This window comes from Mycobacterium sp. TH-M25 (genome assembly GCF_057473665.1).
Window position 1 is genome coordinate 1 of record NZ_JBYCLA010000333.1, and the last position, 12,480, is coordinate 12,480.

Here is a 12,480-nt window from a genome sequence, read left to right on the forward strand (position 1 = left end):
GAGGCGCGTCTGCTCAGGCAGTGTCGAGGCACATAGTTTCATCATTGCCCACTCATTTTGGTGGTGACGAGCTGCGGGGGCGGGACACCGGCGATGACTGCGCCCATGTTGGCCAGTGCGATGTTTCCGGGCGCCCAGTAGCTGCTGTGCGCATCGATTCCCCAATTTGTTGTAGGCCCCGGCGCGGCCGCCAAGATCGTGGACCCGAACCCCGGAGAAACTGGCTCGGGTCCCAGAGTGAACTGGGTGACCAACCCGGCCGGCCCTATGATGTCATTGTTGGCCAACGTGGCGTAGACCTGAGCCCCAGGATCGAGGTTCAGGTCGGTGGCTTTGTCGACCAGCATGCCGGGGCTGCCCACGGCGATCACGTTGTTGGCATCGAGATGATGCCCACCTGCAGCGGCGGCACCCACCATGGTCGAGCCGTAGCTGTGTCCGATGACTGTGTCGATTGAAGGCGCACCAACATGGGAAGCGCGGTTTCCGCTTTCGAACGCGTCCAATGCTCCTGCGCTCGCGAGCGCAGGGTCGGGGTGCCGTGCCGCGAAAACGTCCATCGGACGGTCATAGCCCATCCATGTCGTCACCGACACGTCTTCCGCTTTGAGAGTGGGATCGGCGCGAAGCGCGGCGTCATACATATCCTTCGACTTGCCGTCAGCGCCACTGAACGCCGCGAGATCTTGTCCCGTGCCGGGTACGAAAATGGCGTTGCGGGTCGCGGTATCGGGATTGTTGATGGCAACTGCTGCGCGCCCCTTGTCGTCGATGAACCCCAAATAGCGTTTAACCCCATCGTTCTTGCTGAAGTCGGCTTGCACGGCTTTGTAGCCATCGCGGGTGTGCTTGGCCGCGGTCAGTTGCGGGGTCAGCGCACTGAGCTGGACGGCCGCGTCGTGATTGCCCATATAGGCCTGCCGCGCCAGACTGTCAGCTTGTTGTTGCAGCCGGTCAACCTCTGCCTGGGCGTTATGTTGAAGCTCCGGTAGGTGCTGCTGGTTGTAATGGTCCTTGCCCAAGTGGTCTTGAGGGTCCCACGGCATCCCGGGGTGGTTGCCGATGTTGTGGTCTTGGCTGTAGAGCCAGTCCTTTTCCTCCGGGGTGAGCTGGTTCCACAGGTCGTTGAATTGTTTCGGGTCCTCGGGAAGCGGCTTCGACAGTGCCGCACGAACACTGGGGCGCGTCTCAGACGGGCCGGTCGAGTCGTGGCCAGCCGTCGTGATCGCTCGATCCAAATCAGCGTCAGCGGTGTTGCCGTCGAGCAGCACCTTCGTGATGCGGTCCTGGAGTTCCCCCTGCTGCAGCAAATAGAGCGGATCGCCAACCTTGGCATCACGGGCGGGTGCGACTTCGCCGGTGGCGCGATCGATACTGAAGCCCCAGGCATACGCGTCGCGATCGATCCCGCTCAAAGTGTCCTTAACACTCTGGATTTCGTCGGCGGATTTCCCCATCGCCATACCAACCGTCTGCATCTCATCCGCGTGCGCCGCGAGGTGTGTGCTCAGTTTGTCCAGCGACGCTCGCGCTGCATCGCCGCTGCCACCATGCCAATTCGCGATGAGCGTAAGCGGCTTAGTCCTACTTTCACTTCGGCAGCGCTCGCGCCACGCTTTCCCAGAGCACGTGAAACCTCGCGGACCGACCCTGCATCCCACCGGTCGATATCGGCCAGACTGACTGTCATCCGAGTCGTGGGGTGATGGACTTCGCGCTGTCACTATCCACTGACTGATAGGCATCGCCAGCGGTCCGAAATGCCTGCTCGTGATCGGCGATGCTGCCGCACAGTTGCTCGGTCGTGCCCTGCCATTCGGCAAGTTTCGTCTGCAGCGCGGCGGCCGAAGCGCCCACCCAACCTGCCTGCGCGGCTTCGATGTCGCTGTCGGCGCCGGCGTGAGCAGTTCGCAGATCAGTGTGATGCACGCTCATATGGTCGGCTGACATGTGCAGGTCAATCGGATCGACTCGCAACGGTTCAGGCATTTTGCGCACCTTCCCAGGTCGTCCGGAAAAGCATAACCGCCACTTCAGCAGGTTCTTTGCACGAAAACTGGTGCACCCCGATCGTGCGCTGCGCAGAATCTTTAGATCTGAGAAGTCGAGCTGATTGAAGCGTTAATGGTCATGCGCTCTCCTCGTTGCTGTTGTGCAGATCCTTAACGGTGCCGATGAACACGTTGGTGATCTCAGGTAGCCGGGATACCAAGTCCCACAGCGGCTTATCGGTCTCGTACCGCGCGGCGGCGTTCTCCTGGTCCCACTGCTGCTTCCGGGCTGTATAACCAGGCAGGCTATCGGGATCGAAGCTGTAGTCCAGCGGATCAAGCCCATCGGGATGCTTCGGCCGGATCATGTAAAAGCGTGCTAGTCGTCCGGCGTGGCGGTGGTACGCCACCACGTTGATCTTGAGCTCGCTAGGCATGTCGCTGCGCATCTGTACGCGGCCCATAAGCTGCCACTCGCCGAGGTCGGGCACCTGCAGGCAGGTGCCCTCGGTCAGCGTGATGGCCATCCGTCCATCGGAGTGCACGTGCGCGATCACGTGGTCGGGGCTGGTGGGGCCGTAGCCGGGGCGCAGTGGCGGGGTGGGCGTGATGCTCGTGCGTGACCTCCTTCGGTGTCGACTCAGGACATTGCTAACGCCTGAGTTCCCCGCGAGGAGCTGTCCGGCCGTCCGCCGGGGCCGTGCTCAGTTCAGACAGGCGAGCTGAGCTTGGGTCCCGCCCGGGTTCGGGGGTGTTGGGCGTCAGATAGACCTGAACTGGATATCAACGATAGCTATCCCGAGCCGCGTGCCAGCGCGGCAACGCCGGGCGGCCGTCTTAGCCCGGCGGGTGCGCGAGAAAGTCAGCGACGGCATCCGCGGCGGCCACCTGCTCGCAGAGCTTCACCAGGTTGGCAGCGTGCGTAGCTCACAAATCGAGCATCGCGCTGCGGCACGCTCCCCCTTTTCTGCTCTCGCGACTCAACCGCAAGGGGTGAACCGTGTCCGCGTAGAGGCATGGATAAGCGAAGGGACGCAAAAGGTCACGCCCTCTTTCGAGTTCGTGACCTTTTTGCCGTTCAGTTCGTTGAACCGCTCTTTGTGGGCGAAGGGGGACTTGAACCCCCACGTCCCGAAGGACACTGGCACCTGAAGCCAGCGCGTCTGCCATTCCGCCACTCGCCCTAAACAACCGGTGGAGCCTATCACTGTAATGGCGGCGTTCCCCAAATCGGACGCCGCCGCGATGACCTGCCGTGATGCGATTCTCAGAGTTCTGGAGGTGCCGCTGCGCTGCGCTGGCCGGATAGCATGCTCAAGACGACACGCGTTGTGCGACACGCCGGAACCCGGCTCCCGCGCAGCTTCACACACAAGGACAGGGACATGAGCGGCCAAAGGGGGCTAGTTCAGCGCATCGAGCGCCGGCTCGAAGTCTCCGTCGGCGACGCTTTTGCCCGCGTATTCGGCGGCTCGATCGTCTCGCAAGAGCTCGAGGCGATGCTGCGGCGGGAGGCCGGCGAGGGCACCGGTCTCGTTGCTGGCAATCGCCTTTTGGCTCCGAACGAATACGTCATTACCCTCGGTATGCACGACTACCAGAAAGTGAGCGCCGATCCGGACCTCACTTCGGACGCTTTCGCCAAGCATTTGGCGGGATACATCGGCGAACAGGGGTGGCAAACATATGGTGACGTGGTCGTCCGGTTCGAGCAGTCGGCGAACCTGCACACCGGCCAGTTCCGCACCCGCGGTGCTGTCAACCCCGATGTCGAGCCCCGGCCAACGGCCGGCGAGCTCGCCCCGCCACAATCAGACCATGCGTGCGACGCAGAACCAGGAGTACCAGCGATGACCGAGAATTCCAGCTACGGCGGCGGTGGACAGGGACAGGGTCGGCCCGGAGACGAGTACTACGACGACCCCTACGCGCCCCCGCAGCAAGACCCGTATGCCGCACCGGACCCCCGCGGTGGCTACCCCCCCGAGCAGCCTGGTGGCTACGACCAGGGCGGCTACGGCGCTCCCGAGCAACGCGGCGGCTACCCCCCCGAGCAACCTGGTGGCTACGACCAGGGCGGCTACGGCGCACCCGACCAGCGCGGCTACGGCGCACCCGACCAGCGCGGCGGCTACCCCGACCAAGGTGGCTACGGCGGCAGCCACCGCCAAGACGGCGGCTACGGCCAGGGCGGCGGGTACGGACAACCCGGCGGCTACGGACAGCCCGGCGGCGGCCCGGGCTACGACCAATACGCCGACTATGGACGCGGGCCGGCCCGCCAGGACGACGGGGGCTACGGCGCACCCGACCAACGCGGCGGCTACCCCGACCAGGGCTACGACCAAGGCTACGGCCAGGGCGGCGGATACGGCCGGCAGGATTACGCCCAGCCGGATTACGCCCAGCCGGATTACGCCCAGCAGGACTACGGGCAGTCCTACGCCCCGCCGGGCGGCGGCTATGGCGGCTCTGACTACGGCCAGCCCGCCGAGCCCAGTGGCTACGGCCAAGGCGGCTACGGCCAGAGCGGCTACGGCCAGGGCGGCGGCTACGGCCAGGGCGGCGGCTACGCGGCCACCGGATCTACGGTGACGTTGCAACTCGACGACGGCAGTGGGCGCACCTACCAGCTGCGCGAGGGCCCTAACGTCATCGGCCGTGGCCAGGACGCGCAGTTCCGGCTCCCGGACACCGGTGTGTCGCGTCGCCACCTGGAAATCCGGTGGGACGGCCAGGTAGCGCTGCTGTCCGACCTCAACTCCACAAACGGGACAACCGTCAACAACGCACCCGTCCAGGAATGGCAGCTGGCCGACGGCGACGTGATCCGGCTGGGACACTCGGAGATCCTCGTCCACATCCATTGAGTCGTCGCGCAGCCAGGTTCACCCCGCGCCGACCGCCCTCCAAGTATCGTGACGTTGCTAAATCCGGGCACATAGGGCACGCGGCACCCAGGACGGAGAGGACGCCAGATGCAGGGACTCCTACTGCAACTGACGCGCGCCGGTTTCTTGATGCTGCTGTGGTTGTTCATCTGGTCGGTGCTGCGGATCCTGCGCACCGACATCTACGCGCCAACCGGGGCGGTGATGGTGCGGCGTGGTTTGACGTTGCGCGGCACGCTGTTACCGGCCCGGCAGCGGGGAAATGCGGCGCGCTATCTCGTGGTAACCGAGGGAGCGTTGTCCGGCGCCCGAATCACGCTGAGCGGGCAGCCGGTGCTGATCGGCCGAGCCGACGACTCTACGTTGGTACTCAACGACGACTATGCGTCGACGCGGCACGCGCGACTTTCCCAGCGAGGTTCGGAATGGTACGTCGAAGATCTAGGATCGACCAACGGTACATACCTTGACAGGGCGAAAGTGACGACGGCGGTACGGGTTCCCATTGGCACGCCGGTGAGTATCGGCAAAACGGTAATCGAGTTGCGCTCGTGACTTTGGTCTTGCGCTATGCAGCGCGCAGCGATGTCGGCTTGGTGCGATCCAACAACGAAGACTCGGTGTATGCCGGGGCGCGATTGTTGGCGCTGGCCGACGGCATGGGCGGGCACGCCGCTGGTGAAGTCGCGTCGCAGTTGATAATCGCGGCGCTGGCCCACCTCGACGACGACGAGCCCGGTGGCGACCTCCTCGCCACGCTCGACGCCGCGGTGCACGCCGGCAATTCGGCCATCGCCGCGCAGGTGGAGATGGAGCCCGAACTCGAGGGGATGGGCACTACCCTCACCGCAATCCTGTTCGCGGGCAACCGTCTTGGGTTAGTGAATGTCGGTGACTCGCGGTGCTACCTGCTGCGCGACGGTGAGCTGGCGCAGATCACCAAAGACGACACCTTCGTCCAGACCTTGGTCGACGAAGGCCGGATCACCAAAGAGGAAGCGCACAGCCACCCGCAGCGGTCGTTGATAATGCGTGCGCTGACCGGCCACGAGGTCGAGCCCACCCTGACCATGCGTGAAGTGCGGCTCGGCGATCGTTATCTGCTTTGTTCCGATGGACTTTCCGACCCGGTGAGCGACGAGACGATCCTGGACGCCCTGAAGATTCCCGACGTCGCCGAAAGTGCCGACCGGTTGATCGAACTGGCGCTGCGCGGCGGCGGCCCCGACAACGTGACCGTGGTGGTCGCCGACGTTGTCGACAACGAATACGGCCCCACCCAGCCGATCATTGCGGGCGCGGTGTCCGGTGACTCCGACATGCATGACCAGCTGGCCCGGCCCAGCACGTCTGCCAGCCGCGCTTCGGCTCTCACCACGCGCAAGGACGTCGCCAAACGGGTTCCGCCCCAGATGGATACGGCTCCACCGGCGCGGCGTTCGCGGCGTCGGACGCTGATCGGGCTGGCGCTGGCGATCCTGCTGGCGCTCGCCGCCCTGGCCATCGGACGTACGGTGATCCGCAGTTACTACTACGTCGCCGACTACGCCGGTGCCGTGTCGATCATGCAGGGTATCCAGGTATCCCTCCCGGGTGTGCCTCTGCACCAACCGTATTCGCAGGGTTGCCTGAACAGCCGCAATCAGCTCTCGGTGATCCGCTTCGGCACGGCCGCCGCCAACCACGACTGCCGGCTGATGAAGCCCTCCGACCTGGCCGAGTCGGCGCGGGCGCAGGTGTCGGCAGGGCTGCCCGCCGGCACGCTGGAACAGGCCAACGCGCAACTGCGCCGGCTGGCCACAGAATCGCTGCTGCCGCTGTGTCCACTGGCCCGGGCGCAGGCTCCGGCACCCGCCCCACCGCCGCCGCCCTCGACGACGCCGACAACCGCGCCGCGCGCGGAATCCTCTGTCCCCCAAGACTCTCCGGCAAGTCCGTCGCCGACGGTGCCCGCTCATCCCCCTGTTACGGCCCTGTCGCCGCCGCCACCCCAACCGGGCACCGACTGCCGGACTCCGGAATGACGACGCAGCCGCAGGCGGCCGTCACTGTCACACCCCCGTTGCCGAATCGGCGTAATGCCGAGCTGCTGTTGCTGTGTTTCGCCACGGTGATCACGGCGGCGGCGTTCGCCATCGTGCAGGCCAACCAGCAACGTGGCCTCAGCTGGCAGCTACTCAACTACGCGGTGGGCTTTTTGGCGGTATTCGCCGTCGCACATCTGGCGATCAGACGCTACGCGCCGTACGCCGATCCGTTGCTGCTGCCAGTTGTGGCTCTACTGAACGGACTTGGCCTGGTGATGATTCACCGGCTCGATATCGGCGAAAGGCTGGCCGAGGGAAGCGGCGGCGCCGTCGCCAATCCGCAAATCTTGTGGACGCTGTTCGGCGTGGGCGCCTTTGCCGCTGTGGTGATCTCGCTGAAGGACCACCGCCAACTCGCACGATACGGCTATGTCTACGGGCTGACCGGCCTGATCATCCTGGCTATCCCCGCCCTACTGCCGAGGTCGCTGTCCGAACAGAACGGCGCGAAAATCTGGATTCGGTTGCCAGGCTTCTCAATTCAACCCGCCGAGTTTTCCAAAATCCTGTTGTTGATCTTCTTTTCCGCTGTGCTGATCGCCAAGCGCGGGCTATTCACCAGCGCTGGCAAGCATGTCTTGGGAATGGACCTGCCGCGTCCGCGTGACCTCGCCCCGCTGTTGGGTGCGTGGACAGCGTCGATCGGCGTGATGGTATTCGAAAAGGACTTGGGCACTTCGCTTTTACTGTACGCGTCGTTTCTTGTGGTGGTCTACCTCGCCGCCCAGCGCTTCAGCTGGATGGTGCTCGGCCTGGCCTTGTTCGGACTGGGAAGCGTGCTGGCCTATTTCGCTTTCGATCACGTCCGGGTCCGCGTGCAGACCTGGCTGGACCCGTTCGCTGACCCCGACGGCGCCGGCTACCAGATCGTGCAGTCGCTGTTCAGCTTCGCCACCGGGGGAGTCTTCGGGACCGGACTGGGCAACGGCCAGCCGGACACGGTGCCCGCTGCCGCAACGGATTTCATCACCGCGGCGTTCGGGGAGGAGCTTGGCCTGGTCGGGCTGGCCGGCCTGCTGATGCTGTACACCATCGTGATCATCCGCGGGATGCGGACGGCCATCGCGGTGCGCGACAGCTTCGGCAAGCTGCTGGCCGCCGGGCTTGCTTCGGCGCTGGCGATCCAGTTGTTCATCGTCGTCGGCGGCGTCACCGACCTCATTCCGCTGACCGGTCTGACCACACCGTGGCTGTCCTACGGCGGCTCCTCTCTGGTGGCCAACTACATCTTGCTGGCGATCCTCGTGCGCATCTCGCACTCTGCGCGGCAGCCGTTACGCACCAAGCCGCGTAACACCTCCCCGATCGCCGGCGCCCACACCGAGGTGATCGAGAAGGTATGAACACCTCGCTTCGCCGGATATCGATGAGCGTCATGGCGCTGATCGTGCTACTGCTGCTCAACGTCACGCTCACCCAAGTGTTCACCGCCGACGGCCTGCGGTCCGATCCGCGCAACCAGCGGGTGCTGCTCGACGAGTATTCCCGCCAGCGCGGCCAAATCACCGCGGGTGGGCAATTACTGGCCTACTCGGTGGCCACCGACAGCCGCTTCCGCTTTTTGCGGGTGTATCCCAACGCCGCGGTGTACGCCCCGATTACCGGCTTCTACTCGCTGCGCTACTCCAGCACCGGCCTCGAGCGTGCCGAAGACGCGGTGCTCAACGGGTCCGACCAACGGCTGTTCGGCCGCCGGCTGGCCGACTTCTTCACCGGCCGCGATCCGCGCGGCGGCACGGTGGACACCACCGTCAGCCCCCGCATCCAGCAGGCCGGCTGGGACGCGATGCAACAGGGCTGCAACGGGCCCTGCCGCGGCGCGGTGGTGGCGCTGGAGCCATCGACCGGGAAGATCCTCGCCATGGTGTCGTCGCCGTCATTCGACGCCAATCTGCTCTCCTCCCACGACCTTGAACAACAGTCGAAGGCGTGGCAGCAACTGCGTGACGACCCCTACTCGCCGATGATCAACCGCGCGATCTCGCAGACCTACCCGCCCGGGTCGACATTCAAGGTGATCACCACCGCGGCGGCCCTGCAAAATGGTGCGACCGAGAACGACGAGCTGACCGCGGCGGCGTCGATTCCACTGCCGGACAGCACCGCCGCCCTGGAGAATTACGGTGGCAAACCGTGCGTCGACGCCGAAACGGTGACGCTGCGGGAGGCGTTCGCCCGGTCTTGCAACACGGCATTCGTCCAGTTGGGCCTGCTCACCGGCACCACCGCACTGCGCAGCACGGCTCGGGCGTTCGGGCTGGACACGGTCCCGGAGTCGATCCCCTTGCAAGTGGCCGAGTCGACTGTCGGACCCATCTCCGATGCCGCGGCACTGGGGATGTCGAGCATCGGTCAAAAGGACGTCGCGTTGACGCCGCTGGAGAATGCGGTCATTGCGGCTACCATCGCCAATGCTGGCATCACCATGCAGCCCTACCTGGTCGACAGCCTGCACGGATCCGACTTGGCCAACATCAGCACAACCGCACCGCGTGAACAGCGCCGCGCGGTGTCCCCGCAGGTCGCCGCTAAGCTAACGGAGTTGATGGTCGGCGCCGAGAACACGACACAGCAGAAAGGGGCGATCCCCGGCGTGCAGATCGCATCCAAGACCGGTACCGCCGAACATGGCACCGACCCGCGCCGCACCCCGCCGCACGCGTGGTACATCGCTTTTGCGCCCGCCCAAGCCCCCAAGGTGGCCGTTGCGGTACTCGTAGAGGGCACAGCGGACGGCGGCAGCCCATCGGCAACCGGAGGTGCGCTTGCCGCACCGATTGGGCGTGCCGTCATCGAGGCCGCGCTGCAGGGAGGACCATGAGCCCGCGAGTAGGTGTGACGCTGTCTGGCCGATACCGGCTGCAGCGCCTGATTGCCACCGGCGGGATGGGCCAGGTCTGGGAGGCTGTCGACAGTCGGCTGGGTCGCCGTGTCGCCGTCAAGGTCCTCAAGCAGGAGTTTTCCCAGGATCCCGAATTCATCGAACGCTTCCGGGCTGAGGCGCGCACCACCGCGATGCTCAACCATCCGGGCATCGCCAGCGTCCACGACTACGGCGAGACACAGATGGACGGTGAGGGCCGGACCGCGTACCTGGTGATGGAGCTCGTCAACGGCGAGCCGCTGAACTCGGTGCTCAAGCGGACGGGACGGCTCTCCCTGCGGCACACCCTGGACCTGCTCGAACAGACCGGCCGCGCGTTGCAGGTTGCGCACGCCGCCGGGCTGGTGCATCGCGACGTCAAACCGGGCAACATTTTGATCACCCCGACAGGCCAGGTGAAGATCACCGATTTCGGTATCGCCAAGGCCGTCGACGCCGCACCGGTGACCCAAACCGGCATGGTAATGGGCACTGCCCAGTACATCGCGCCCGAGCAAGCGCTCGGTCATGACGCGACTCCCGCGAGCGACGTGTATGCGCTGGGAGTAGTCGGATACGAAGCAGTTTCGGGTAAGCGGCCGTTCACCGGTGAGGGCGCGCTGACGGTGGCGATGAAGCACATCAAAGAGCCTCCGCCGCCGCTGCCGCCGGACCTGCCACCGAATGTGCGTGAGCTGATCGAGATCACCCTGGTAAAAAACCCGGGCATGCGCTACCGCAGCGGGGGACCGTTCGCCGATGCGGTCGCGGCCGTGCGCGCAGGCCGCCGCCCACCGCGGCCCAATCAGGCCGCTGGAAGCACGCGTGCCACGCCGGCCGCCATCCCGTCGGGATCGCAGACTCGGGCGGCGGCGGCCGCCACCACCCGGGCGCCGGCCGCTCGCCGGGTCCGGCCGGCCACCGGCGGTCATCGGACCCCGCCACCGCGGCGCACCTTCTCGTCGGGCCAGCGTGCGCTGCTGTGGGCCGCTGGCGTGCTGGGCGCCCTGGCGATCATCATCGCGATCCTCATCGTGCTGAACTCGCACAACGACAATTCGCCGCAGCAACCATCGACACCCACGGTGACCGACACCGGGGCACCGCCCAGCAAGTCCGGATCTGCGCCAGCGCATCCAACTAATTGGACGTACCGGGTGACTGCGGGTAATCCTGAAGGGCAATGCGACCTGCCCACCCCCCGGCGGGCGGCCGCGCCGAGCTTCTCGTGCGCGGTGGCATCCCGACACGAGAAACAGCGATGACGACCCCGCAACAACTGTCCGACCGCTACGAACTTGGTGAGATCCTCGGTTTCGGCGGCATGTCCGAGGTGCATCTGGCGCGCGATGTACGGCTACACCGAGACGTGGCGGTGAAGGTGCTGCGCGCCGACTTGGCCCGCGACCCCAGCTTCTACCTGCGCTTCCGCCGCGAGGCGCAGAATGCCGCGGCGCTCAACCACCCCGCGATCGTCGCGGTGTACGACACCGGCGAGGCTGAGACGCCTGCCGGGCCGCTGCCGTACATCGTGATGGAGTACGTCAACGGCGTGACGCTGCGCGACATCGTCCACACCGACGGGCCGATGACTCCGACCCGCGCCATCGAGGTCATCGCCGACGCTTGCCAGGCGCTGAACTTCTCGCACCAGCACGGCATCATTCACCGCGATGTCAAGCCGGCCAACATCATGATCAGCACCACCAACGCGGTGAAAGTGATGGATTTCGGTATCGCGCGCGCCCTGTCCGACAGCGGCAACAGCGTCACCCAGACCGCTGCGGTGATCGGTACCGCGCAATATCTTTCACCCGAGCAAGCCCGTGGCGACACCGTCGATGCCCGCTCCGATGTGTATTCCCTGGGCTGTGTGTTGTACGAAATGCTCACCGGTGAACCGCCTTTCGTCGGTGACTCGCCGGTGGCCGTGGCCTACCAGCACGTCCGCGAAGACCCGGTCCCGCCGTCGGAGCGTTACGACGGCATCTCCGCCGACCTCGATGCCGTCGTGCTCAAGGCGCTGGCCAAGAACCCCGAGAACCGCTATCAGACCGCCGCCGAGATGCGCACCGATCTCATTCGGGTGCATAACGGTGAACCGCCGGAGGCACCCAAGATCCTCACCGAGGCCGAGCGCGCTTCGCTGATGGCCACTCCGCATCCCGCTGAGTCGGCCGGCGCCCACACCAGACCGCTGGCCCGCCAGCAGCCCGACTTCATCCGCGAACGCGACGCCGGCTCGGTCCGGCGATGGGTGCTCGCCGTCGCGGCGCTGGCCGTGCTGACCGTGGTCGTCACGATCCTGATCAACACGGTCGGCGGCGGTATGCGCAACGTGCAGGTTCCCGACGTGCGCAACCAGGCGTCGGCCGACGCGATCGCCACACTGCAGAACCACGGATTCAAGACCCGCACCCTGCAGAAGCCCGACTCGACCGTCCTGCCCGACCACGTCATCGGCACCGACCCCAGCGCCAACACCAAAGTCGGTGCCGGCGAATTGATTACGGTCAACGTGTCGACCGGACCCGAGCAGCGCGAGGTACCCGACGTCTCGTCGCTGAGCTATGCGGCGGCCGTGAAGAAGCTCAAGGCTGCCGGCTTCGGTCGTTTCAAGCAGGTCAACTCCCCGTCGACGCCAGAGA

10 protein-coding genes and 1 tRNA gene are annotated in these 12,480 nt (G+C 65.6%); 7 read left to right on the forward strand and 4 right to left on the reverse strand.

The window, feature by feature from the left end; all coding sequences use genetic code 11:
- Positions 1-41 precede the first annotated feature (41 nt).
- The 4 genes from AC2VOU_RS11165 to AC2VOU_RS11180 all read right to left on the reverse strand — a co-directional run bounded on the left by AC2VOU_RS11165 (position 42) and on the right by AC2VOU_RS11180 (position 3,175).
- Entirely contained in the window at positions 42-1,478 is a 1,437-nt protein-coding gene (locus tag AC2VOU_RS11165) for an alpha/beta hydrolase (RefSeq protein WP_486957438.1), read from the reverse strand.
- A gap of 208 nt (positions 1,479-1,686) precedes the next feature.
- Positions 1,687-1,989 carry a WXG100 family type VII secretion target gene (locus tag AC2VOU_RS11170; RefSeq protein ID WP_486957439.1) on the reverse strand — a complete coding sequence of 101 codons (303 nt, stop codon included), beginning with the start codon at positions 1,987-1,989 and terminating at the stop codon, positions 1,687-1,689.
- A 139-nt stretch (positions 1,990-2,128) separates the two neighbouring features.
- The gene (locus AC2VOU_RS11175) at positions 2,129-2,518 is read right to left on the reverse strand and encodes a hypothetical protein (protein WP_486957440.1); all 390 of its coding nucleotides are present in this window, start codon (positions 2,516-2,518) and stop codon (positions 2,129-2,131) included.
- 574 nt (positions 2,519-3,092) lie between these two features.
- Positions 3,093-3,175, reverse strand: a tRNA-Leu gene (locus tag AC2VOU_RS11180).
- Positions 3,176-3,376: 201 nt separating this feature from the next.
- Between AC2VOU_RS11180 and AC2VOU_RS11185 the strand changes: the two genes are divergently transcribed.
- From AC2VOU_RS11185 to pknB, 7 genes are all read left to right on the forward strand, one after another.
- Complete coding sequence (locus tag AC2VOU_RS11185) at positions 3,377-4,861, forward strand: FhaA domain-containing protein (RefSeq protein WP_486957441.1); 1,485 nt, start codon at positions 3,377-3,379, stop codon at positions 4,859-4,861.
- 108 nt (positions 4,862-4,969) lie between these two features.
- Entirely contained in the window at positions 4,970-5,437 is a 468-nt protein-coding gene (locus AC2VOU_RS11190) for an FHA domain-containing protein FhaB/FipA (protein WP_486937971.1), read from the forward strand.
- Positions 5,434-6,906 carry a PP2C family protein-serine/threonine phosphatase gene (locus AC2VOU_RS11195; protein ID WP_486957442.1) on the forward strand — a complete coding sequence of 491 codons (1,473 nt, stop codon included), beginning with the start codon at positions 5,434-5,436 and terminating at the stop codon, positions 6,904-6,906. The genes AC2VOU_RS11190 and AC2VOU_RS11195 overlap by 4 nt, the downstream gene beginning before the upstream one ends.
- Entirely contained in the window at positions 6,903-8,312 is a 1,410-nt protein-coding gene (locus AC2VOU_RS11200) for an FtsW/RodA/SpoVE family cell cycle protein (RefSeq protein ID WP_486957443.1), read from the forward strand. The genes AC2VOU_RS11195 and AC2VOU_RS11200 overlap by 4 nt, the downstream gene beginning before the upstream one ends.
- A complete protein-coding gene (gene pbpA, locus AC2VOU_RS11205) occupies positions 8,309-9,790 on the forward strand; it encodes a D,D-transpeptidase PbpA (protein WP_486957444.1) in 1,482 nt (493 codons plus the stop codon). The genes AC2VOU_RS11200 and pbpA overlap by 4 nt, the downstream gene beginning before the upstream one ends.
- Positions 9,787-11,097: a serine/threonine-protein kinase gene (locus AC2VOU_RS11210; protein WP_486957445.1), complete on the forward strand. Its 1,311-nt coding sequence runs from the start codon at positions 9,787-9,789 to the stop codon at positions 11,095-11,097. The genes pbpA and AC2VOU_RS11210 overlap by 4 nt, the downstream gene beginning before the upstream one ends.
- Positions 11,094-12,480: Stk1 family PASTA domain-containing Ser/Thr kinase (pknB, locus tag AC2VOU_RS11215; protein ID WP_486957446.1), on the forward strand; the 1,387-nt coding region annotated here is incomplete at its 3' end. The genes AC2VOU_RS11210 and pknB, both read left to right, overlap by 4 nt.